Source organism: Primorskyibacter sp. S87 (assembly GCF_049801055.1).
Classification (GTDB): Bacteria; Pseudomonadota; Alphaproteobacteria; order Rhodobacterales; family Rhodobacteraceae; genus JBNAGF01.
The window spans coordinates 1-23,037 of sequence record NZ_JBNAGF010000010.1 but is presented as its reverse complement, the minus strand read 5'-3'; the positions used below and the strand labels follow the sequence as shown (position 1 = coordinate 23,037).

The 23,037-nt window shown below is 59.2% G+C and carries 19 protein-coding genes; 10 read left to right on the top strand and 9 right to left on the bottom strand.

The window, feature by feature from the left end:
• Positions 1 to 21 precede the first annotated feature (21 nt).
• The 4 genes from glmU to ACP15U_RS15915 are packed head-to-tail and all read left to right on the top strand — an operon-like array spanning position 22 to position 4,471.
• Complete coding sequence (gene glmU / locus ACP15U_RS15930; RefSeq protein WP_425046145.1) at positions 22 to 1,377, top strand: bifunctional UDP-N-acetylglucosamine diphosphorylase/glucosamine-1-phosphate N-acetyltransferase GlmU; 1,356 nt, start codon at positions 22 to 24, stop codon at positions 1,375 to 1,377.
• Positions 1,377 to 3,200, top strand: coding sequence for a glutamine--fructose-6-phosphate transaminase (isomerizing) (gene glmS, locus ACP15U_RS15925; RefSeq protein ID WP_425046144.1), 1,824 nt, complete (start codon positions 1,377 to 1,379; stop codon positions 3,198 to 3,200). The genes glmU and glmS overlap by 1 nt, the downstream gene beginning before the upstream one ends.
• Positions 3,201 to 3,209: 9 nt before the next feature.
• Positions 3,210 to 3,764: a pyridoxamine 5'-phosphate oxidase family protein gene (locus ACP15U_RS15920; protein ID WP_425046143.1), complete on the top strand. Its 555-nt coding sequence runs from the start codon at positions 3,210 to 3,212 to the stop codon at positions 3,762 to 3,764.
• Complete coding sequence (locus ACP15U_RS15915) at positions 3,761 to 4,471, top strand: DNA alkylation repair protein (protein WP_425046142.1); 711 nt, start codon at positions 3,761 to 3,763, stop codon at positions 4,469 to 4,471. The genes ACP15U_RS15920 and ACP15U_RS15915 overlap by 4 nt, the downstream gene beginning before the upstream one ends.
• On the opposite strand, the gene ACP15U_RS15910 is transcribed toward ACP15U_RS15915, so the two are convergent.
• On the bottom strand, positions 4,459 to 4,920 hold the full coding sequence (locus tag ACP15U_RS15910) for a hypothetical protein (protein ID WP_425046141.1): 462 nt from the start codon (positions 4,918 to 4,920) through the stop codon (positions 4,459 to 4,461). The genes ACP15U_RS15915 and ACP15U_RS15910 overlap by 13 nt on opposite strands.
• Positions 4,921 to 5,104: 184 nt before the next feature.
• Between ACP15U_RS15910 and moaA the strand changes: the two genes are divergently transcribed.
• From moaA to ACP15U_RS15895, 3 genes are read left to right on the top strand one after another with little or no spacing between them, the layout of a single operon-like run.
• A complete protein-coding gene (moaA, locus tag ACP15U_RS15905; RefSeq protein ID WP_425046140.1) occupies positions 5,105 to 6,112 on the top strand; it encodes a GTP 3',8-cyclase MoaA in 1,008 nt (335 codons plus the stop codon).
• A complete protein-coding gene (locus ACP15U_RS15900; RefSeq protein ID WP_425046139.1) occupies positions 6,113 to 7,411 on the top strand; it encodes a 3-deoxy-D-manno-octulosonic acid transferase in 1,299 nt (432 codons plus the stop codon). It abuts the gene before it with no gap.
• Complete coding sequence (locus ACP15U_RS15895) at positions 7,411 to 8,463, top strand: glycosyltransferase family 4 protein (protein ID WP_425046138.1); 1,053 nt, start codon at positions 7,411 to 7,413, stop codon at positions 8,461 to 8,463. Before ACP15U_RS15900 ends, ACP15U_RS15895 begins: the two co-directional genes overlap by 1 nt.
• A gap of 58 nt (positions 8,464 to 8,521) precedes the next feature.
• Here ACP15U_RS15895 and ACP15U_RS15890 read toward each other — a convergent pair whose 3' ends face one another.
• The 5 genes from ACP15U_RS15890 to ACP15U_RS15870 form a co-directional block, all read right to left on the bottom strand.
• Positions 8,522 to 9,685 carry a M20 aminoacylase family protein gene (locus ACP15U_RS15890; protein ID WP_425046137.1) on the bottom strand — a complete coding sequence of 388 codons (1,164 nt, stop codon included), beginning with the start codon at positions 9,683 to 9,685 and terminating at the stop codon, positions 8,522 to 8,524.
• 95 nt (positions 9,686 to 9,780) lie between these two features.
• Positions 9,781 to 10,947, bottom strand: coding sequence for a M20 aminoacylase family protein (locus ACP15U_RS15885; RefSeq protein ID WP_425046136.1), 1,167 nt, complete (start codon positions 10,945 to 10,947; stop codon positions 9,781 to 9,783).
• A gap of 34 nt (positions 10,948 to 10,981) precedes the next feature.
• Positions 10,982 to 11,359: a nuclear transport factor 2 family protein gene (locus ACP15U_RS15880; RefSeq protein WP_425046135.1), complete on the bottom strand. Its 378-nt coding sequence runs from the start codon at positions 11,357 to 11,359 to the stop codon at positions 10,982 to 10,984.
• Between the two features lies 1 nt (position 11,360).
• A complete protein-coding gene (gene argE / locus ACP15U_RS15875) occupies positions 11,361 to 12,527 on the bottom strand; it encodes an acetylornithine deacetylase (RefSeq protein WP_425046134.1) in 1,167 nt (388 codons plus the stop codon).
• A gap of 3 nt (positions 12,528 to 12,530) precedes the next feature.
• A complete protein-coding gene (locus ACP15U_RS15870; RefSeq protein ID WP_425046133.1) occupies positions 12,531 to 14,351 on the bottom strand; it encodes a dipeptide ABC transporter ATP-binding protein in 1,821 nt (606 codons plus the stop codon).
• Positions 14,352 to 14,635: 284 nt separating this feature from the next.
• On the opposite strand from ACP15U_RS15870, the gene ACP15U_RS15865 reads away from it, so the two are divergent.
• The 3 genes from ACP15U_RS15865 to ACP15U_RS15855 all read left to right on the top strand — a co-directional run bounded on the left by ACP15U_RS15865 (position 14,636) and on the right by ACP15U_RS15855 (position 18,421).
• Complete coding sequence (locus tag ACP15U_RS15865; RefSeq protein ID WP_425046132.1) at positions 14,636 to 16,345, top strand: peptide ABC transporter substrate-binding protein; 1,710 nt, start codon at positions 14,636 to 14,638, stop codon at positions 16,343 to 16,345.
• A gap of 92 nt (positions 16,346 to 16,437) precedes the next feature.
• Positions 16,438 to 17,445, top strand: a complete 1,008-nt coding sequence (locus ACP15U_RS15860; RefSeq protein ID WP_425046131.1) for an ABC transporter permease — start codon at positions 16,438 to 16,440, stop codon at positions 17,443 to 17,445.
• The gene (locus tag ACP15U_RS15855; protein ID WP_425046130.1) at positions 17,438 to 18,421 is read left to right on the top strand and encodes an ABC transporter permease; all 984 of its coding nucleotides are present in this window, start codon (positions 17,438 to 17,440) and stop codon (positions 18,419 to 18,421) included. The genes ACP15U_RS15860 and ACP15U_RS15855 overlap by 8 nt, the downstream gene beginning before the upstream one ends.
• 106 nt (positions 18,422 to 18,527) lie before the next feature.
• Here the strand turns inward: ACP15U_RS15855 and ACP15U_RS15850 are convergent, their stop codons facing one another.
• The 3 genes from ACP15U_RS15850 to ACP15U_RS15840 form a co-directional block, all read right to left on the bottom strand.
• Complete coding sequence (locus ACP15U_RS15850; protein ID WP_425046129.1) at positions 18,528 to 19,808, bottom strand: DUF3422 family protein; 1,281 nt, start codon at positions 19,806 to 19,808, stop codon at positions 18,528 to 18,530.
• Between the two features lie 191 nt (positions 19,809 to 19,999).
• The gene (locus ACP15U_RS15845) at positions 20,000 to 21,433 is read right to left on the bottom strand and encodes an NAD(P)(+) transhydrogenase (Re/Si-specific) subunit beta (protein ID WP_425044675.1); all 1,434 of its coding nucleotides are present in this window, start codon (positions 21,431 to 21,433) and stop codon (positions 20,000 to 20,002) included.
• Positions 21,434 to 21,447: 14 nt separating this feature from the next.
• The gene (locus tag ACP15U_RS15840; RefSeq protein WP_425044984.1) at positions 21,448 to 23,019 is read right to left on the bottom strand and encodes a Re/Si-specific NAD(P)(+) transhydrogenase subunit alpha; all 1,572 of its coding nucleotides are present in this window, start codon (positions 23,017 to 23,019) and stop codon (positions 21,448 to 21,450) included.
• Between the last annotated feature and the right edge of the window lie 18 nt (positions 23,020 to 23,037).

Genomic DNA, 23,037 nt, shown 5'->3' with positions numbered 1-23,037 from the left:
ATAACAAAGAGTAATTGATTTATGAGCACTGCCCTTATCGTTCTGGCCGCCGGCAAAGGCACACGGATGAAATCCGACCTGCCCAAAGTTCTGCACCCGATTGCCCAGGTTCCGATGCTAATACACGCCATGCGCGCCGGAGCCGGGCTCGAGGCTGCCCGCACGGTCATCGTGACAGGGCATGGATCGGATGCGGTGGAAATAGTCGCCCGGACCGAGGACCCCGATGCCATCATCGTGAAACAGGAAGAGCAACTCGGGACGGCCCATGCCGTAGATCAGGCCCGTGTGGCGCTGGAAGGTTTCGACGGGGATGTCGTGGTTCTTTACGGAGATACACCGTTCATCCAGCCCGAGACGCTGGAGCGTATGATCGAGGCCCGCAGCCGGCACGATCTTGTCATTCTGGGTTTTGACGCCGCCGACCCGGCCCGCTACGGCCGGTTGGTCATGCAGGGCGAAACACTGGAACGAATTGTTGAGTTCAAGGACGCCACGGCGCGGGAACGTGCAATAACTTTCTGCAACAGCGGGTTGATGGCCTGCCGGTCTCAACTTTTGTTTCAACTCATCAGCGAAGTCGGAAATAGCAATGCCTCTGGTGAATACTATCTGACCGATGTGGTAGAGCTTGCTCGTAAACGCGGACTGGGTGTCACTGCAATTGCCTGTGACGAAAGCGAAACACTTGGCATCAACTCGCGGGCTGAACTCGCCAACGCCGATGCCGTTTTCCAGACCCGCGCCCGGGCCGAACTGCTCGAGCTCGGGGTCACGCTGATGGCTCCGGAAACTGTGTATCTCGCACAGGACACCGCGATCGGGCGCGATACGGTTATCGAACCCAACGTGGTTTTCGGCCCCGGTGTCACCGTGGAAAGCGGCGCCCACATCCGTGCCTTTTCCCACCTTGAAGGCTGTCACGTCAGTCGTGGCGCAGTGGTCGGGCCATATGCTCGGTTACGGCCCGGCGCGGAACTGGCAGAGAACACGAAGATCGGCAATTTCGTGGAAATCAAGAATGCCAATCTGGGCGAAGGTGCCAAGGTCAACCATCTGAGCTATGTCGGCGATGCCTCGGTTGGCAGCGGTTCCAACATCGGAGCAGGCACCATTACCTGCAACTATGACGGCGTTATGAAACACCGGACCGAGATCGGAGAGAATGTTTTTATCGGCTCCAACACGATGCTCGTCGCGCCGGTCAAGGTCGGATCGGGGGCCATGACGGCCAGCGGATCGGTCATCACGAAGAACGTCGAAGACAACGCGTTGGCCATGTCGCGCGCACCGCAGGAGAACAAACCAGGGCGTGCGCGAAAATTGTTCGATATCTTAAAGGCGAGAAAAGAAAAGCGCGCCAGAGGAGCGGAATAATGTGCGGTATTGTTGGGGTTCTAGGCAGCCACGAAGTTGCGCCCACACTGGTTGAGGCGCTGAAAAGACTTGAGTACAGAGGCTATGACAGCGCAGGAATCGCGACTGTGAACGACGGTGCTCTGGATCGCCGTCGGGCCGTCGGAAAACTGGTCAACTTGTCGGATCTTCTGGTGCACGAGCCGCTCGCGGGCAAGTCAGGCATCGGTCACACCCGCTGGGCCACCCATGGCGCGCCATCGGTTGGAAACGCGCATCCGCATCGCGCTGGATCGGTGGCCGTGGTGCATAATGGAATCGTCGAGAATTACCGTGAACTGCGCGCCGAACTGGCCGAAAGTGGCATTTCATTTCAAACCGAAACCGATACCGAAACCGTCGCCTTGATGACCGAGCGGCATCTGAAAGACGGGCTATCCCCGGTAGAAGCCGCCCACAAAACCATCGACATGCTTGAAGGGGCATTCGCGCTGGCCTTCCTTTTCGATGGAGAAGAAGACCTGATCGTGGCGGCTCGCAAGGGTTCACCTTTGGCAATCGGCCATGGCGACGGGGAAATGTATGTCGGGTCCGACGCCATTGCATTGGCCCCTATGACCGACCGTATCACCTATCTCGAGGAAGGTGACCGGGCTGTAGTCACCCGTTCAGGCGTTGAAATCCGGGATGAAAACGGCGAACTGGCCAACCGTGAAGTCCGCAGGATCCAGTTGGATCAGACGCGGGTGGACAAAGGCGGCCACAAGCATTTCATGGCCAAAGAAATTGCCGAACAGCCAACAGTGATCGGAGAGGCAATCAGCCACTACCTGCCAGCCGGTGCCGATGACATCGTGCTGCCGGGCGGCGACATTGATTTCTCCAAGATCGAACGGCTAACCATGGTGGCCTGTGGAACAGCCTACTATGCCTGCGTCACAGCGAAATACTGGTTCGAACAGTTGGCGCGAATTCCGGTCGAAGTCGATATCGCCTCGGAGTTCCGATATCGTGAACCACCGATCTCGAGCGGAACAGTCGCTTTGTTCGTCAGTCAGTCTGGTGAAACAGCCGATACCCTCGCTGCCCTGCGCTACTGCGAGGGAAAGGCTCAAAAGATTGTATCCGTCGTCAACGTACCTGAAAGTTCGATCGCCCGCGAGAGTGACCTTACGCTTCCGATTCACGCCGGGGTCGAAGTCGGCGTGGCTTCGACAAAGGCCTTTACCTGCCAGTTGACCGTTCTGCTGATGCTGGCGCTGAAAGCCGGGCGCGATCGCGGTCTGCTGGACGACGATACCCTTTCGGATCAGGTTGCGGCCCTGCGGGGTCTGCCCAATGTGCTCAACGTTGCGCTGGAGCAAAACAACACTTTGCAGGAAGCTGCCCAACGCCTGAGCGAGGCGCGAGACGTGCTGTTCCTGGGGCGCGGCCTGATGTATCCACTGGCTCTCGAGGGGGCTTTGAAGCTTAAGGAAATCAGCTATATACACGCCGAAGCTTATGCGTCAGGCGAACTCAAGCACGGCCCGATTGCTCTGATCGACAAACATATGCCCGTGGTCGTTCTGGCGCCGCGTGACGACATCTTTGATAAGACGGTCTCCAACATGCAGGAAGTGATGGCCCGCAAGGGCAAAGTGCTTCTGGTTTCCGACGAAGCGGGTCTCGCCGAGGCCGGAGAAGACGTCTGGCGGGCCATTCGAATGCCGGCGGTCAAGGATACACTTGCGCCGATCCTCTACGCGGTTCCGGCGCAGTTGCTGGCCTATCATACGGCTGTGGCCAAGGGCACCGACGTGGACCAGCCCCGAAATCTGGCCAAATCCGTAACCGTCGAGTAACGTCGCCCCATGGCCAAACAGTTCCCCTCACTTGATGCCGCGCATCAAAGCTTCATCAAAGAACAGCACATGTTCTTTTGCGGTTCTGCGGCGTCGGACGGGCGGGTGAACATCTCGCCCAAGGGAATGGACAGCCTCAGGGTCATGGACGCGAACCGTATTGTCTGGATGAACATCACCGGCAGCGGAAACGAAACCGCAGGGCATTTGCTGCAGACCCCAAGGATGACCCTGATGTGGTGCTCCTTTACCAAGCGGCCCATGATCCTCCGGACCTATGGCACCGCCCGCACCTTGCATCGCGACGACGAAGGGTGGGAAGACCTCGCCCCCCTGTTCCCGAACCATCGCAGCGCCCGACAGATCTATGACCTGACCATCGACTTGGTGCAGACCTCTTGCGGGTACGCCGTGCCCTTCATGGATTATGCCGGAGAACGGGACACCATGCAGAAATGGGTGGACCAGAAGTCAGACGACGACATCCGTACCTACTGGGTTGAAAAGAACACGCGCACCATCGACGACAAACCAACCGGTGTCCCGGACATGACCGTCGAATGAAAGACGCCTATCTCGATCAGATTCGTTCCTTTGTCGAAGATGGCCGCGCCACTGGAATGGCCGCCTATCACAAGGCCGACAGGGAGTATCTCGGCGTTCCGAACCCTGTTCTCAACGATTTGACCAAGACTTGGCGGCGCGCGTTGTCTGTCGAGGACCGCGTTCAGCTTGCAGATGAGTTGTGGGAGACAGATATCTTCGAAGCCCGTCTCGCGGCGGCAAAGCTGCTGACACAGGCCCGGATCCGCCCGGATGATGCTGTTTGGGAATTGCTGCAAAGCTGGCTGCCAGACTTTGACAGTTGGGCAATTGCGGACCATGTCTGCATGGCGATACAGAAACGCCTGACTGCGGAACCGGACAGGCTGAATCAGGTCGAGGTCTGGACAACTTCGGATCACATGTGGACCCGCCGTGCGGCGCTGGTTGCTACTTTACCGTGGACCAAACAGAACCATCCGAAACCCGAGGATCTGGCCCGCCGCGACCGAATTCTGGGTTGGGCTGCGGGGTATGTGCCAGACCGTAACTGGTTCATTCAAAAGGCAATCGCATGGTGGGTGCGGGATCTGTCGAAACATGACGCGCCTCGTGCAAGGGCCTTTTTGATGGCACATGGGGCGGATCTGAAAAGTTTTGCCCGCAAGGAAGCGTCACGCTATCTGAATGCCGCCGAAACCGGGAAACCAGCGGTTCAGCCAGAGTAGACGTCCACAGGCACAAGTTCGGTCAGCGGCGCGCCGAGCGTCTGCATGGCCTGCAGCGATAAGCGCCCGCTGCCTTCGGCGTCACCGGGTGACGGGATCAGCGTCAGGTTGACAGATACTCCGCTGGCCTTCACGACAACGCGCCCCGGCTGCTCTTGGCTCACCAATGGGGTTTCCAGCCACAGACCCGGACGCGCCGGATCACCAAGGCTGGCTATTGTTGCCTTCGCACCGACCCAGCCGGCACCCGAAATCTCAGTAGCAGCCTCTGCTTCTTGGCCCTCTTCGGCCTCGGCAGCCGAACCAGCATCAGTGCCACTAGCAGATTCTGCGGCATCTGTTTCCGGTTCCGTGTTGCCAAACCATTGACCGGACCCATCGCGAATGCGACCGCACCCGCTCGTAGCCACCAGAGCAAAGCTCAGAAAAATCGTCAGAAAATACCTCATACCCGCGACTCTAAAGTGTTTTTGACTGGAACTGAATCACCTTTGTGATCACAGACCACTCTACTACCGCCATGATCCTTTGCCCAAAAACACCGTCGCCATGACGGGCCGAAACCAGAGCCTGGTGCATCCGGGTTAGCACATTCTCCTTGCCCGCCCAGCCACCGCGCCTTACCTATGGCGCATGACCGCACCTCTGATCGATCCATTCGCCCGTGCAATCACATATCTGCGGGTATCCGTCACCGACCGCTGCGATTTTCGCTGTGTGTACTGCATGTCCGAGAACATGACCTTCCTTCCAAAGAAGGAACTGCTGACGTTGGAGGAGTTGGATCGCATGTGCACCACCTTCGTCAAACTCGGTGTTCAAAAGCTGAGGATTACCGGGGGCGAACCGCTGGTCCGGCGCGATATCATGACCTTTTTCCAGTCAATGGGCCGCCATCTTGACAGCGGAGCCCTGAAAGAGCTGACCCTGACCACCAACGGGTCCCAGCTCGGACGGTTCGCTGACGACCTATATGCGGCCGGGGTGCGGCGGGTGAATGTCTCGCTCGACACGCTCGACGAACAGAAATTCGCGGACGTAACCCGTTGGGGCCGTCTGCCACAGATTCTCAAAGGGATCGATGCCGCTCAAAAAGCGGGTCTGCGGGTCAAGATCAACGCCGTCGCGCTGAAAGGTTTCAACGAGGACGAACTACCCAGTATTACCGAATGGTGCGCGGAACGCGACATGGACCTGACATGGATCGAAGTCATGCCGATGGGCGACATTGGCAATGAAAACCGACTTGACCAGTATTGGTCACTCAAGGACGTGCGCGCGACCTATGCTGATCACTACACCGTTACGGATCTTGCCGAGCGCACCGGCGGACCGGCGCGCTATGTCCGGCTGGAAGAAACCAACCAGAAGATCGGCTTCATTACCCCGCTGTCACACAATTTCTGCGAAAGCTGCAATCGGGTGCGTTTGACCTGCACAGGTGAATTGTTCATGTGCCTGGGTCAGGAAGACATGGCAGACCTCCGCCCAGCCCTCCGCGAGCATCCAGACACAGAGGCACCGCTGGAAGAAGCCATTCGCGCCGCCATCAACCTTAAGCCCAAAGGCCATGATTTCGACTATTCCCGCCAGCGCGCGGACGGGACAATGTCGCGCCACATGAGCCATACAGGCGGTTAGATGACGGCCTCCGGCGGCAAGCCGACAGCCCTGTTCAAGATATACCGTGGCGCTACTGCGGTGATTGAACCTTTTGCCTGGCGAAAGGTTTCGCGCAAGCTGGCTTCGTTTGGGGTACCCGAAGCGCGACAACGAGAACGTCTGGGTCATGCCACGCAACCGCGCCCTGACGGAAAACTGATCTGGTTTCATGCCGCCTCGGTCGGCGAAAGCCTATCCGTTCTGACCCTCATTACTCGTCTCGGTGAGCGACTTTCCGATGCGCAGTTCCTGATTACTTCGGGTACGGCCACGTCGGCAGAACTGATCGCCAAACGCCTTCCACCCCGGACCCGGCACCAGTTTGCACCATTGGACAGTGCGGGACCGGTTGATCGTTTCCTGAGCCATTGGCAGCCCAATGCAGCGATCTTTGTCGAAAGCGAGTTGTGGCCGCAAATGCTCGTCAGCGCCCGAAACGCCGGTGCAAAACTGGTGTTGCTAAATGCCCGCCTGTCGCAGAAATCCGTCGACGGTTGGCGGAAATGGCCCGGAACAGCGCATTACATTCTGGACCAGTTCGATCTGTTTGTGACGCAAAACCAGCAAACCGCCGAAAATTTGCGCGCGATGGGAGCCGATCCCGAGCGAATACAGCCGGGCACTAACCTAAAGGCCATGTCTGCGCCCCTCCCGGTGGATGAGGACGCACTAAAACAAATCCGGGAAGCATTGGGTTCACGTCCGATCTGGATCGCCAGCTCCACGCATGACGGAGAGGAAGAAACGGTGCTCTCTGCCCACAAGGATCTGTTGGCGCGGCACAAGGATCTGTGTCTGCTGCTGATCCCGCGTCACCCAGAGCGCGGCGACAGGGTTGAAACACTGGTCAGCGACGCTGGGCTTTCCTGCGCGAGGCGCAGCCGAAGAGAGCTCCCAAATTCGAAAACGCAGGTTTATCTGGCCGATACACTCGGCGAAACCGGGACATGGTATGCCCTCTGCCCTTTGGTGTTTCTTGGCGGATCCCTGAAGGAAATCGGCGGACACAACCCGTTCGAACCCGCCCAATGTGGCGCGGCAGTCATCACCGGCCCCGGTTATTTCAACTTTGCCGAAACCTTCAAACCCCTAATCGCAACCGGTGGTGCCATTGAGGTTACGGACGCACCGGGGCTAGCCGCCGCCGTGGCCCGCTGGCTGGAAAATGCAGACACTTTCGACAAGGCCCGAAAAGCCGCCGGCGCCTGTGTCGCCGCTCAGCAATCGGCGCTGGACGGCGTCGTCGAAACACTGTGCACGCGACTGGATCTGGGGTGATGCCAGAGCTTTTCGTTTCGAATTTCAACAAGAACTTCACTGGCGTTTCAGCAACGGCGGCAAACGTCGTGCGACAGCAGGCACAGCATTATGACCTGAAACTGGTCGGTCACCCGCTACCCGGCTGCCCTGCCCCTATCGACAAGCGCGAGGCGCGGCTTCTCTCCCGCAAAAAGCCCCAAGACAGGCCATTCGCAATCTGGCACGTGCGCCGCAATCCCGAGATGCAGATGGCAATCTGGTTGCGCGACATCCAGCGCCTGCCGATCCGCATTGTCTTTACCTCTGCCGCTCAACGTCGGCACTCCGCATTCCCGCGCTGGCTGATCTCCAAGATGGACGCCGTGATTGCCACCACCGATGCCGCAGCTGATTTTGTTCCTAACGTGCAGGCGGTTGTGCCACACGGCGTGGACACAGACCTGTTCACTCCGGCCCCGGATCGGAAAACGGCTTGGACAGCGCTCGGCCATGGCGGAACGCAAGGAATTGCCACCATCGGGCGCATTAGGCCGGAAAAAGGGACGGATCTCTTTGTTGAGGCGATGCTGTGCCTGTTGCCGGGGCTGCCCGACACGCGTGCGCTTGTGATCGGCCGGGCCGCCCGCGAGCATCAGGGGTTTCTGCAGGGACTCAAGGACCGTATCGCAGCCGCCAACCTGTCTGACCGCATCCTGTTCCCCGGCGAGATTCCCGCCAAGGATCTTCCTTCAGTTCTGCAAGGCCTATCGCTGGTCATGCAACTGCCCCGATACGAAGGCTATGGCATGGCCCCGCTCGAAGGCATGGCCTGCGGCGTTCCGTTTGTGGCCAGTGACGCAGGCTACTACCGCACTTTTTCGGCACAGGGAAACACCGGAACCGTGGTGCCGCTTGAAGCGGCAGCCGAAGCCGCCGACGCAGCCAACATCCTTCTGACCGACTCGGACCGGCACGAGAAGATGGGTCGGAACGCCCGTGAGTCTGCACTGAACAGCTTCAGCTCGTCGGCCGAGGCCGCCGGGATCGGTATAGTTTACGACAAGCTCTGGGCCGGAATGCTCTCGAGGTGAGTGCTTTGGACCCGGGAGCGCGAGACGCTATAGCATCCCGCGTCAGGATCGGCCCCGGTTAGCTGGCTGGCATCCGTTGCTCAACAATTTCGGCCCACCACGAACACCCGGCCGGAATCGCCTCGTCGTTGAAGTTGTATTCCGGATGGTGGACCATGGCTGTATCGCCATTGCCGACGAGAATGTAGGCCCCGGGGCGTTCCTCCAGCATGAACGCAAAGTCTTCTCCGCCCATAACCAGCGGAGCATCATCACATCCTCCTGACACATCGCGCGCCACCTTTGCCGCAAAGTCGGTCTGCTCGTCCGAATTGACCATCACGGGATATCCCCGGTCATAGGTGACGTTCACCGTGCCCCCAAAAGTAGCGGCAATGCCGGTGCAGACCTCCTTGATCCGGGTTTCGGCCAAATCCCGCATTGCATGGCTCATGGTGCGGACAGTGCCCTTCAGGTGAACTTTCTGCGGGATCACGTTGAACGCATTCGACGAGGTTTCGAAAGACGTCACCGAAACGACCAGCTGATCCACCGGGTCTGCGTTTCGGCTGGCAATCGTCTGCAGGGCCAGTACGGCCTGTGCAGCCATCACCGTGGTATCAACGGTGTCCTGAGGTTTCGCAGCGTGCCCGCCCTTGCCTTCGAACTCGATATCAAACGTATCGGTGGCGGCAAAGAACGCGCCAGGCCGAATGGCAAACGACCCGACCGGGCGACCCGGCCAGTTATGCATGCCATACACTTCCTGAATGCCCCAGCGCTCCATCATTCCGTCGTCGCACATTTCCTTACCCCCTCCGCCGCCTTCTTCGGCAGGCTGGAAGATCACAACGACCTTGCCATCGAAATTGCGGGTCTCTGAGAGGTATTTCGCCGCCCCCAGCAGCATCGCCGTATGCCCGTCATGGCCACAGGCATGCATGGCACCCGGCGTCTTGGAGGCATACCCGAGCCCGGTCGCTTCGTGGATTGGCAGCGCATCCATGTCAGCACGCAGCCCAATTACTTTTCCGGAACTGTTCGATTTGCCGTTGATAACCCCGACGACGCCAGTACGGCCAATTCCCGTCACCACCTCGTCGCACCCAAACTCTTGCAATTTTTCCGCAACCAGCGCACTGGTTCGATGCGTTTCAAACAGGATTTCCGGGTTTTCGTGGATATCGCGGCGCCAAGTGGTGATCTCTCCCTGCAATTCTGCAAAGCGGTTCTTTACGGGCATGGTGACTCTCCTTTGGTTTCCTCCCCCAAGGGAAGCGTGTTCAGAAACCGAACAGCGCGGCAGGCGCAGCTCGGTAAATGGATTTGACTATCCGGTCAGCCAGCTGGCATGCGCCGTTCGACCAGTTCCGCGAACCAGCTGCATCCAACCGGAATGGCTTCGTCGTCGAAAACATATTGCGGGTGGTGGCACATGGCCGTGTCCCCGTTCCCAAGAAAGATATAGGCACCGGGCCGTTCTTCCAGCATGTAGGCGAAATCCTCGGACGGCATGATCGGATCGGTCGCGTCCTCCACACCGCCGGACACCGCACGCGCAGCTTCGGCCGCGTGTCGGGTCTCTTCTTCGGTGTTGACCGTGGCCGGATAACCGGCTGTCCATATCACCTCTGCCTGCGCACCAAATGCCGAAGCGGTGTCTGTCGCAACGCGGCGAACCCGTTCTTCGGCCAAAATGCGATATTCTGGATCCAGAGTTCTGACCGTTCCCCGCAAACGCGCTGTGTGGGCAATCACGTTCGAAGCAACGCTGTCGGTTTCAAATGTCCCGACGGTCAGGACCACACGTTTGATGGGGTCGACGTTGCGGGAAACAATTGTCTGCAACGAAATCAGAATCTGCGCTGCAACAAGCGTTGTATCCACAGCCTGATGCGGAGCGGCCGCATGGCCGCCCTTGCCGGTCACAATGATCTCGAATTCATCCGAAGATGCCAGAAGTGCACCTGGCCGGATTGCAAACTGGCCAACCGGCAGCCCGGGCATGTTGTGAAGACCATAGACCTCCTGAATACCCCAGCGATCCATCAAACCATCCTCGCACATGGCAAGACCGCCGGCCCCGCCCTCTTCGGCGGGCTGAAAGATCAGAACTACGGTGCCATCGAAGTTGCGTGTCTCGGACAGGTATTTCGCTGCGCCCAACAGTATCGAGGTGTGGCCGTCATGTCCGCAGGCATGCATCTTGCCCGGAACTGTCGACGCATAGTCCAGTCCGGTCGCCTCCTCGATCGGCAATGCATCCATGTCGGCCCTTAGTCCGACGACCCGACCTGAAGCATCAGATTTGCCTTTGATGGTGGCAACAACGCCGGTCCTGCCAATCCCCGTCGTGATATCATCAACACCGATCTCTTTCAGGCGCTCGACCACAAAGGCGGCAGTTTCCTCGACATCATAGAGCAATTCGGGATGGGCGTGCAGATGCCTGCGCCAGCCCGTCACCTCTTCGTGCAGTTCGGAAAATCGGTTCTTGATCGGCATGTCTGTTCCTCCCCTTTGCCCCGGACACCGGAAATCAGGCGTATTTGTCTCCGACCGCTTCTCTCAGCGGATGTGTATCGTAGTAGATCCTCATGGCTGAAAACCGACCGTCCGCAGCGAACGTGAAATGATCCACCCCCTCAAAGTCGATCACATTGCCGTCCTTGAGTGTCCAGTCATACTGGAACCGCGCGGCTCCGGTCTCCTCCCCATGTAGCACGTCGAGAACTGTCAGGTGGCTGCCGGCTGACGCGTCGCTGAGTTTGGCAAAAAAGGCATCCGCACGCATCACGCCCAGAAAAGGCGAATGCACCTCGCCATCGGGGGCAAACAGCGAAAGGATGGTTTCGGTATCCCCATCCGTGAGAGCCTGAAAGTATTGGCGAATTCGGTCGCTGCGGGTTTGGTCCATTTCAGTTGTCCAATCGTCGCAAAAGCTGGCGCATGAAGTCGTGGCCGGCGTTGAACTGGGCCACGGTGATGAATTCATTGGGCTGGTGCGCCTGCGCAATGTCGCCGGGGCCGCAAATCACCGCGGAATAGCCAGCCTCCTGAAACTGCCCCGCTTCGGTTCCGTAACTCACCACATGTGAGCCGTTGTCGCCAGTGATGGCGCGAACAAGCGCTTCGGCCTCGCCTTCTTCCTCGGGGCGCAGGGCAGGCACCCGGAACCGCTGCGACAGCTCGATCCGGGTGTCGGGATGAACCGCCTGCATCTGTGCCTCGACAGCGCGGACTTGCTCGAAATATGCATCCCTCCAGCGCGCCGGTTCCTCGCCGGGCACGACTCGGAAATCCATTGCGAAATGGCAGTCCTTCGCGGTGATGTTGTGAGCCGTGCCACCGTGGATCTGTCCTACATGACAGGTGGTCCAGGGCGGATCGAACATCGCTGCCATCGCGGTGGGCTCGGCCGCCTTGCTTTCGGTGTTGCGCTGGTTGGCCCAGTCGATCAACGGCGCCGAGGCCATGATCGCATTGACGCCGGTGTGCATGAGCGAGCTGTGCACCTCGAACCCGACGACATGGGTGTCATAGCCAAAACCGCCCTTGTGACCAGTCACTGCCTTCATCATCGAAGGCTCGCCCACAATCACCGCCGAGCCTTTGGGCAACAAGGGCTGCATCGCCTCGATCATCGGAGGGGCGCCGGTGCAGCCGATCTCTTCATCGAAGCTGAGCGCCAGTTGCAGGGGTCGTTTGACGCCCTGATGATGCGCCTCCACCAAGGCCCAGATCGCCAATGCGTCAAAGCCCTTCATGTCACAGGTGCCCCGGCCAAAATACTTGCCGTCCCGCTCGGTCACGGTGAAGGGATCACTGTCCCAAGGCTGACCATCCACCGGCACGACGTCAGTATGCCCCGACAGAACGACCGCCCCTTCCTCCCATGGTCCAACATGCGCAAAGAGAGCCGCCTTATGCGGCTGCTCCGGATCGGGCCATCGGTGGCTGTCGATGCCGTGCCCGTCCAGATATTCCGCAACCCAATCGATCAGCGGCAGGTTGCTATCCCGGCTCACGGTCGGAAAGGAGATCAGTTTGCTCATGATTTCCAGAGGCGACAAACGAGGCGGCATGGATCAGTATCCGCTATCCGTTGTCAGCACGAAATGCCCGGTTTCGACCTCCTTGTATTGCGAAGGTTCCGGCTTGTGCCCAACTGGATGAATCGGCGACGGGATCGGCTTGAAATTCAAATCTTTTTCGGATTTCCGCTGCTGTGGATCCGCGATGGGCACCGCTTTCATCAGGGCCTGAGTGTATGGGTGCTGCGGGTTTTCAAAAACGCGTGTGCGCGGCCCCATCTCAACGATTCGGCCAAGATACATCACCCCAACATGATGGCTCACACGCTCCACGACGGCCATATCATGCGAAATGAACAGGTAACTCAGCCCCAATTCTGATTGCAGTTCCATCATCAGGTTCAACACCTGGGCCTGAACCGACACATCCAGCGCCGAAACGGCCTCGTCAGCGACGATCAGCTTGGGGTTCAGAGCCAACGCCCGGGCAATCGCGATTCGCTGGCGCTGACCGCCCGACATCTCGTGCGGATAGCGGCGCATGAAGCTACGCGGCAGTTCCACCCGGTCGAACAGGTTAGCCACCCTGTCCATCATCTCGGACCCCTGATGCGTACCATAGTTGCGCATCGGTTCGGCGACCTGATCCTCCAGCTTCATTTTGGGGTTCAAAGACGCGAAGGGATCCTGAAAGATCATCTGCATGTCGAGCCGCGCCTTGCGAAGCCCGGACGGGTCCAGCTTGCGGATATCGACACCATCGAGGTCAATTTCGCCCACCAGCGGCTCCACCAGCCGCAGAATCGACCGCCCGGCTGAGGATTTACCGCAGCCGGATTCCCCAACAAGACTGAGAGTCTGACCCCGGTTCAGCGTAAAGGAAACATCCTCGACCGCATGCACATTGGCCACGGTGCGCCGGAAGAAGCCGCCCTTCACCGGGAACCGGGTGGTGAGGTTCTTGACCGTCAAAAGCGGGTCATCCGTGCCGGGGATCGGATCCAGATTTTGCCCCTCTACCCCCATCAGCTTCATCGGTTCGGGCGCAGCCTTGCCGCGCATCTCACCCAGTTTAGGCACCGCGGCCAGCAACGCCTTGGTATACTCGTGCTGCGGGTTCTCGAAGATCTCTTCGACTGTTCCTTCCTCAACCTTGTTCCCGCGGAACATCACGACCACTCGATCTGCCATTTGGGCAACGACGGCCATGTCGTGGGTGATGAACATCACCGCGGTTCCAGTTTCCCGCTTGAGCCGGTCCATCAGAGCAAGAATTTCGGCCTGAATTGTCACATCAAGAGCGGTAGTGGGTTCGTCCGCAATCAGCAGTCGTGGTTCGCAGGCCATTGCCATCGCGATCACAACCCGCTGGCGCATCCCCCCCGACAATTCATGTGGATATTGGTCAAGCCGGCGTTCGGGCTCCGGAATCCGGACCTGACGCAGAAGTTCGACAGCGCGCGCCGAGGCTTCGGATTTATTCAGCCCCTTGTGAACCCGTAATCCCTCTGTGAGTTGCCGACCCACGGTAAAGACCGGGTTGAGCGCCGTCATCGGTTCCTGAAAGATCATGCCGATCTCATTTCCACGGATCTGCTTCATCAGGTCCTGCTCGGTCTTGGCAAGATCCGTGACACCACCTTCCCGCCGGTCAAACAGAAGTTCACCAGAGGCGATGTCGCCGCCACCAAACTCCACCAGACGCATCAGGGACAGCGAGGAAACGGACTTTCCCGAACCGGATTCTCCGACAATGCAGACTGTTTCGCCGGGATTTACCTCGAACGAAACATTTTCGACGCCAACAACCGGTCCGTCCTTGGTCTGAAACTCGACCCTCAGACCTTTGATCTGTGCAATAGGCTGATCCAGCACCTGCGCTCTCCCCTTGGCGGCCCTGTTCCCTAGGTGCCAAACGCTAAGCCGGGCGACGGGCAAGGTAAACCCCGTGCGCTGTTTTCCCAACGGCAAGGCTTGCAATTTTCTGAACATCTGTTTCGATACGCCCGTATCCGATCTTGGGGAGAGGGCGGATCACCGTTTGGCTGGGGGCGCTTTTGTCGTTTTTCCTCAACCTCTTACCCCGGGTTGGCATATCATGAACCCGCCTGATCGGGCGGGAATAACGAGACGCATATGTGTCCAACATGGAGTGTAAAATGAAGATCAAAGCCCTTTTGCTTGGTGCGATCGCAAGCACGGCCTTTGCCCCAATGGCAATGGCCGAGCGCGGATCCGACGGCAATGTCAGCATCATCTATTGGCAGGCGCCATCGATCCTGAACCCGTTCCTGTCGGGCGGAACCAAGGATGTGGAATCGGCATCGCTGGTGATCGAACCGCTGGCCCGCTATGACCAGGACGGCAACATGGTGGCCTACTTGGCAGCAGAAATCCCGACCGTGGAAAATGGCGGTGTGGCAGAGGATCTGACCTCGATCACCTGGAAGATCGCCCCCGGCATCACCTGGTCGGACGGTAGCGCCTTCACTTCGGCAGACGTGAAATTCACCGCCGATTACTGCATGCATCCCGATGGGGGCTGTGCGCAGCTGACCAAATTCGAAGGCGTGACGTCGGTAGAGGCCATCGATGACCTGACCGTCAAGGTGACCTTTGACAAGCCGACCCCGTTCCCCTATGGCCCGTTCGTGGGTGGCGAAAGCCCGATCATCCAGAAAGCCCAGTTCGAGAACTGCATGGGCGCCAAGGCACCGGAATGCACAGCCGAGAATTTCGGCCCGATCGGCACCGGCCCGTTTGTCGTCACCGAGTTCAAGCCGAACGACGTGATCACCATGAAGGCCAACGAGAACTATCGTGACCCGGCCAAGCCTGCCTTTGCCACGCTGACCTTCAAGGGTGGCGGCGATGCAACCGCCGCGGGGCGCGCAGTGATGGAAACCGGCGAATTCGATTATGCTTGGAACTTGCAGCTGGCCCCGGAAGTGATTCAACAGATGCAGGAAGGTGGCAAGGGCACACCAGTTGCCGGCTTCGGCCCGCTGGTAGAACGCCTGATGCTGAACCAGACAAACGCGTCGTCCGACCTGCCGGAAGGTGAACGCTCGACAGCCAATCACCCGCATCCCTTCCTGAAGGATCCGGCTGTCTACAAAGCGATGTCGCTGGCGATAGACCGTCCGCTGCTGGTGGAAATCGGCTATGGTCAGGCCGGCAAGGTGACCTGCAACTGGGTTCCGGCACCTGCCGCATTCAGCTCGGACACCTTCATGTGCGACAAGCAGGACATCGCCATGGCCAACAAGCTGCTGGATGATGCGGGCTATGCCGACACCAATGGCGACGGCGTTCGTGAAACCCCGGACGGCGTGCCAATGAAGGTTCTGTACCAGACCTCGACCAACGCCGTGCGTCAGGACTTCCAGGCCCTGATCAAGCAGTGGTGGAGCGAGATTGGCATCGATACTGAGCTGCGCAACATCAATGCTTCGGTGTTCTTCGGCGGTGACCCGGGTTCGCCCGACACGTTCCAGAAGTTCTATGCCGACGTGCAGATGTACGCGAACACCTTCAACGGCACTGACCCACAGTCATATCTGGGCAACGGGCTGTGCGACAAGGCACCCAAGCCGGAAAGCCAGTGGCAGGGCGAAAACATCAGCCGCTTCTGCAACGAGGAGTTCGACAAGCTCCATGCCGAGCTGACCAAAACCGCCGGTATCGAGAACCGTGCCAAGATCGGCAAGCAGCTGAACGACATCATGGTGGGTAACGGCGGCATGATCCCGCTGGTGCACCGTGGTCGTCTGTCCGCTCACTCCAATACGCTGGGCGGCGTTGTCCTCAACGTGTGGGACAGCGAATTGTGGAACGCAGCCGACTGGTATCGCAAAGAAGGTTCCTGATCCAGAAACCAATCCGCCCCGGACCTGTTCCGGGGCGGCCCTTTCGGGCACAGGCACAAGACAAATAAGACTAATCTGCAAAGGCGTCCTGGATGCTTACCTTCACTATCCGTCGCTTGGTTCTTGCCGTTCCGACGCTTTTGTTCATCAGTCTGGTGATATTCCTGCTCCTTGAATTCGCGCCCGGGGATCCGATGGCGCAGGTGCCGCTAACGGTGCCTCCTGAGGTCAAGGAGAAGATGCGCGAGGCGCTTGGCCTCGGCCAGCCCATGCACATTCGCTTCTGGAAATGGATCGTGCAGTTCTTCTGGATCGAGCCGCAGGTGCTGATTGACTACTATTTCGGCACCAGCTTTTCTGAGGGCGATTTGCGCGTGATCTCCTGGCAGACCCGCTCACCGGTTATGGACATCGTCGTGCAGCGTATCCCGCAGACGCTTTGGGTTGTCGGCACTGCCTATGTGGTCGCCATCGTGATCGCCTTGCCAATCGGGATCTACTCGGCCTATCGGCAATATAGCTGGTTCGATCAGATGGGCACCTTCGTGTCGATGATCGGCTTTTCGGTCCCGCCCTTTTTCTCAGGCGTGCTGGTGATCGTCATTTTCTCGGTCAATCTGGGCTGGTTCCCGTCAATCTATGACACCACGCACAAGGTCACAGACTGGGACAGCTTCATGGTTCAGCTTCAGCAGATGATCATGCCGGTTATGGTTCTGGCATTACAGATCACCGCCCAGCTTAGCCGTTTCATGCGGGCCTCCATGCTCGATAATCTCAATCAAGACTACGTGCGCACCGCGCGGGCAAAGGGCCTGAGTGAGTATACAGTTGTGATGGTCCATGTGCTGCGAAACTCGATGATCCCGGTGGTCACGGTGATTGCGTTGGGCATTCCCGCGATCTTCGGCGGCGCCATCATCACCGAGCAGGTGTTCAAGGTGAACGGGATCGGACAGTTGCTGATCGGAGCCATCGAGGCAAACGACCTGCCAATGGTGCAAACCCTGACATTCATTTTTGCCGTTCTTATTGTGCTCTTCAACCTGGTGGCTGACGTGCTCTACGGCATTCTGGACCCGAGGATCCGCTATGACTAACAAGGATCAATCAGACACGTTCGTTCCCGATGAAGGCCTTGCACCGGCTTCGACAATACTGCCAGCCGCCGCTGGTCCTCTCGAAGAGTTATCAGCCCCGGCCCGCAGTCAGTGGCGCGATGTATGGGATCAGTTTAAGACCCACAAAGGCGCGCTGATCGGCGGCATCCTGTTCATCCTGATCGTCGTTTCGGTCTACCTCGGCCCGTTTGTCTGGGACATCGACCCGACCAAGATCGACATTCGGGCCCGAAATCAGGGACCGAACTGGGAACACCCGTTCGGCACCGACCAGTTGGGCCGCGACCTGCTGGCCCGTATGATGGCGGGCGGTGCAACGTCAGTCTCCGTTGGGATAACCGCGATGCTGCTGGCGTTGTTTCTCGGCTCCTTCGTTGGGGTTCTGGCCGGCTTCTTCAAGAGACTCGACGGCCCATTGATGCGCCTCACCGACCTGTTTCTTGCTTTGCCTCTGCTCCCCCTGCTGCTGGTCATGATGCTCCTGTTCCGCGAACCGCTGAGTGCGACCTTCGGGCTGGAGCAGGGCATCTTTATTCTCATCGTGGTCGCCATCGGCATTACCTCGTGGATGCCGACCGCCCGGATCGTGCGCGGCGACGTTCTGGCAATCAAGGAGCGCGAATTCGTGATGGCCGCCCGATCTATCGGAACTGGCAACAGCCAGATCATCACCCGGCACATCCTGCCAAATGTTCTGTCGCCTATCATGGTATCGGCAACGCTGGGGATCGCCACGGCCATTATCACCGAGTCTGCGCTGTCCTTCCTCGGCCTTGGGTTTCCGCCGGATTTCCCGACATGGGGGCGGCTTCTGTTCGACGGAACCGATTACCTTCAGCAGTATCCTGAACGGGTCTTCTGGCCGGGTCTGGCGATCTCTCTGACGGTGCTCAGCGTCAACTATCTGGGCGATGGGCTGCGTGATGCCTTGGACCCCCGCATTCGCGGCAGATAAGGTTGCAGTCCTTAAACCCGAAACAGCCGCCCACTCGGGCGGCTGTTTTCGTTGACGGTCCGATTCACCCCCCCTGCGCCGAGGCGCTTATTTGCAGGAGCTTCGATTACTCCAGCCGCCTGCGGATACGCCGAACCGCCCACCAGACCAAGGCTACGACCGGAATGGTGATCAACGCCGTGAGCATCCCCTTACTCATGTCGAGGGCTTTCGCCACCGGATACATTACGTAGCTGACCAGAGACACCGCATAGTAGCTGATCGCCACCACCGAAAGGCCTTCAACTGTGTGCTGTAGACGCAACTGCAGGTCCGCGCGTCGGTCCATGCTTGCCAGCAGCGATTGGTTCTGTGCGCTGCGCTCTACGTCGACCCGTGTGCGCAGTAGCTCACCGGCCCGGATCGCCCGATCCGCCAGAGAGGCCAACCGTGACTCGGTGCTTTTGACCGTCCGCATGGCAGGCTCGTAGCGCCGCATCATGAACTCTGCAAACGTTTGCCGCCCCTCGAACCGCTCTTCCCTAAGAACATTGATCCGCTGATTCACGATAGCTTCATAGGCTCCGGTTGCTCCGAAACGGAAAGCCAAGCGCGCTGCAAGAGATTCCAGTTCCGACGACACGGCCAGAAGATCCGTAAGAAGCTCATCGGCCGGGCGTTCACCTTCGGACATCTCGATCATCAGCTTGGTCAATTGCGTGTCCAGCCGACCGATCACAGGCGCAATATCGCGGGCGCGCGAAAACCCAAGCATCGACATTGCCTTGTAGGTTTCGATTTCACAAAGCCGCTGAACGATACGGCCAACTCTGCGGCTGCCGATATCCTCATTTACGAAAAGGGCAAATCGCATATGCCCGGCCGGGTCGATCCTGAAATCTCCGGACGCAACCGCGCTTTCATCAAGAACGCTCGCGGCAGCAAGGCTTTCCGGAACGAACCACGCATCCTGTGCTTCGACAATTTCTGCCCTGCCCGGCCGGGACAGAATACGCATGAGGATTGATGTCACCCTTTGCCCCGGCGCCTGTGCAAGCCATTCACCCGGAAACACAGAGAAGTCTACCGGGTCGAACGGACGCTCGCTGACGCCGTCAGAAAACAGTGTGTAGGTCACGAACTCGGTATGCTGTTCCCATTTAAGCCGATGCCGACCGATTTCGGCTGAATGATGGGTGGCCCCGGGCTTGGGATGTGGCGCTCCGAACCTGTCCAGCAGGGCAATCAGGTGGTTGCGGTCCTGTTCCCTGTCGCGTTGCACCGCATCGTTGGGCTGTTTGAACGCTACATAGGCTACCGTGGCCGGCCCGAGCAATGCGGGAAAGGGCCGTGCATGCAGCTCGTTCGCCAGCTGGTAGCGCAACGGATGATCCTGAATTGTCGGCATAATGGCCCCCTGATCGATTCCGCGCACTATACGCAACATCAAGAAAAGTTAAAGATCTCCATCATTTCAATAAGTTACACGAATACTATCGCATACCGAAACAACAGACTCCTGCACAACCCATTGTGCAGGCACAAAAAAAGGCCCCGCCGATTTCGGCAGGGCCCCTGTTTACGTGATTATGATTATTTTCATTCGATCATTGGGAGCAGTTTGTCGAGCGACGCTTTTGCGTCTCCGTAGAACATGCGGGTGTTTTCCTTGAAGAAGAGGGGGTTTTCGATGCCGGAATATCCGGTTCCCTGCCCGCGTTTCATCACGAAGACCTGCTTGGACTTCCAGCATTCCAGCACCGGCATGCCGGCGATGGGTGAGTTGGGGTCGTCCTGTGCGGCCGGGTTGACGATGTCGTTCGAGCCGATGACGATCGAGACATCCGTTTCCGGGAAGTCCTCGTTGATCTCGTCCATCTCCATCACGATGTCGTAGGGCACTTTTGCTTCGGCCAGCAGCACGTTCATGTGTCCGGGCAGGCGCCCGGCGACGGGGTGGATGGCAAAACGGACATTCTTGCCCTTGGCGCGCAGCTTCTTGGTCAGGTCGCTGACTGCAGCCTGCGCCTGTGCCACGGCCATGCCGTAACCGGGGATGATGATGACGCTGTCGGCCTCGTTGAGCGCGGCGGCCACGCCGTCGGTCTCGATCGCAACCTGCTCGCCCTCGACCTCCATCTGCGGCCCCTGCTCGCCGCCGAAGCCGCCGAGGATCACAGAAACGAAGGAGCGGTTCATCGCCTTGCACATGATGTAAGACAGGATCGCACCCGAAGAGCCCACCAGCGCACCGACCACGATCAGCAGGTCGTTGCCAAGCGAGAAGCCGATCGCTGCCGCGGCCCAGCCCGAGTACGAGTTGAGCATCGAGACAACCACCGGCATGTCGGCGCCACCGATGCCCATGATCAGGTGATAGCCGATGAACAGCGCCGCGATGGTCAGGATCAGCAGCGGAAAGAAGCTACCCGAGTTCAGGTACCAGATCAGGCACAGCAGCGACAGCGCGGCCGCACTGGCGTTCAGCACATGGCCGCCAGGCAGCTTGGTGGCCGCCGAGGTCACCTTGCCCGAGAGCTTGCCATAGGCAATCACCGAACCGGTGAAGGTCACGGCCCCGATCCAGATGCCCAGCGAGGCCTCGACCCGCAGGATGTTGATCTCAACGCTGTCCTTCTTGGCCAGCAGCGCGGCAAAGCCTTCCAGCGCTTTCTTTGCGGTCTCGTCCATCGCCATGACGTTGCCCAGTTCGAAATGGGCATTGAAGCCCACGAACACGGCAGCCAGACCGACCAGCGCGTGCATGCCGGCCACCAGTTCCGGCATCTGGGTCATCTCGACCCGCGACGCCAGCTGATAGCCGATCATGCCACCGGCCGCGATCAGGATGATCGACAGCCACCACAGGCCTGCACCGGGACCGATCAGAGTGGCAAACACCGCCAGCGCCATGCCGACAATTCCGTACCAGACAGCGCGCTTGGCGCTTTCCTGGCCCGAAAGGCCGCCCAGCGACAGGATGAAGAGAACAGCAGCGACAACATAGGCCGCAGTCGTAAATCCGAAGTCCATTGTCCTCTACTCCTTCAGGATTTCTGGAACATGGCGAGCATGCGCCGGGTCACGAGGAAGCCGCCAAAGATGTTGATCCCGGCCATGAAGACCGAAAGCGCGGCGAGGAGGATCACCAGGAACGAGCCCGATCCCATTTGCATGAGCGCACCCAGGATGATGATCGACGAGATCGCGTTGGTCACCGCCATCAGCGGCGTGTGCAGGCTGTGTGCCACGCCCCAGATCACCTGGAAGCCGACAAAGACCGCCAGCACGAACACGATGAAATGCTGCATGAAGCTGGCCGGGGCCACAAGGCCAACGCCCAGCATCAGCGCCCCGCCAATGGCCAGCAGGGTCACCTGCTGCTTGGTCTGCGCCTTGAACTCGGCAATCTCCTGCGCCCGCTTTTCTTCGGGCGTCAGTTCCTTGACCTCTTGCTTGGGCTGCGCCGCGATCGCCTGCACCTTGGGCGGCGGTGGCGGGAAGGTAATGTCGCCCTGATAGGTCACCGTGGCGCCGCGGATCACGTCATCTTCCATGTCGTGATTGATCTGACCGTCCTTCTCGGGCGTCAGATCGGCCATCATGTGGCGGATGTTGGTGGCGTAAAGCGACGAGGACTGTGCCGCCATCCGGCTCGGGAAGTCGGTATAGCCGATGATGGTTACGCCATTGTCGGTCACGATCTTCTCGTCAGCCACGGTCAGCTTGCAGTTGCCGCCCTTCTCCGCCGCCAGATCGACGATCACCGAACCCGGCTTCATCGCCTCGACCATGTCCTTGGTCCACAGCTCCGGCGCCTCGCGGTTGGGGATCAGCGCCGTAGTGATCACGATGTCCACTTCTGGCGCCAGCTCGCGGAACTTGGCCAGCTGCGCTTCGCGGAACTCGTCGGACTGCACCGAAGCATAGCCGCCGGTCGAGGCGCCGTCCTGCTGCTCTTCCTCGAAGTCGAGATAGACGAACTCGGCCCCCATCGACTCAACCTGCTCGGCCACTTCGGGGCGCACGTCGAACGCATAGGTGATCGCACCGAGACTGGTCGAGGTGCCGATCGCGGCAAGACCCGCAACCCCGGCGCCGACAACCAGAACCTTGGCCGGTGGGACCTTGCCCGCCGCCGTGATCTGGCCCGTGAAGAACCGGCCGAAATTGTTCCCGGCCTCGATCACCGCCCGGTAACCCGCAATGTTCGCCATCGACGACAGCGCGTCCATCTTCTGGGCCCGGCTGATCCGGGGAACCATCTCCATGGCGATCACGTTGGCCCCCTTCGCCTTCGCCGCCTCCATGCCAGGCTCGTTGCCAGCAGGGTTGAAGAACGAAATCAGCGTCTTTTCCTTCGTCAGACGCTTCAGCTCCGTCTCGTTCGGCTGACGCACCTTCGCAATGATGTCCGAAGCCTTCCAAAGACCCGCCGCCGTCTTGATGATCTCAACCCCGGCAGCCGTATAAGCCGCGTCCGAAAAACCCGCAGCAGCTCCGGCCCCAGCCTCAATCGCGCACTCATAGCCAAGCTTCTGCAACTGAATCGCAGACTCAGGCGTCATCGCAACGCGAGACTCGCCCGAAAATGTCTCTCTAGGTGTCCCTATCTTCAACCTTCTTGTCCCCCTTTG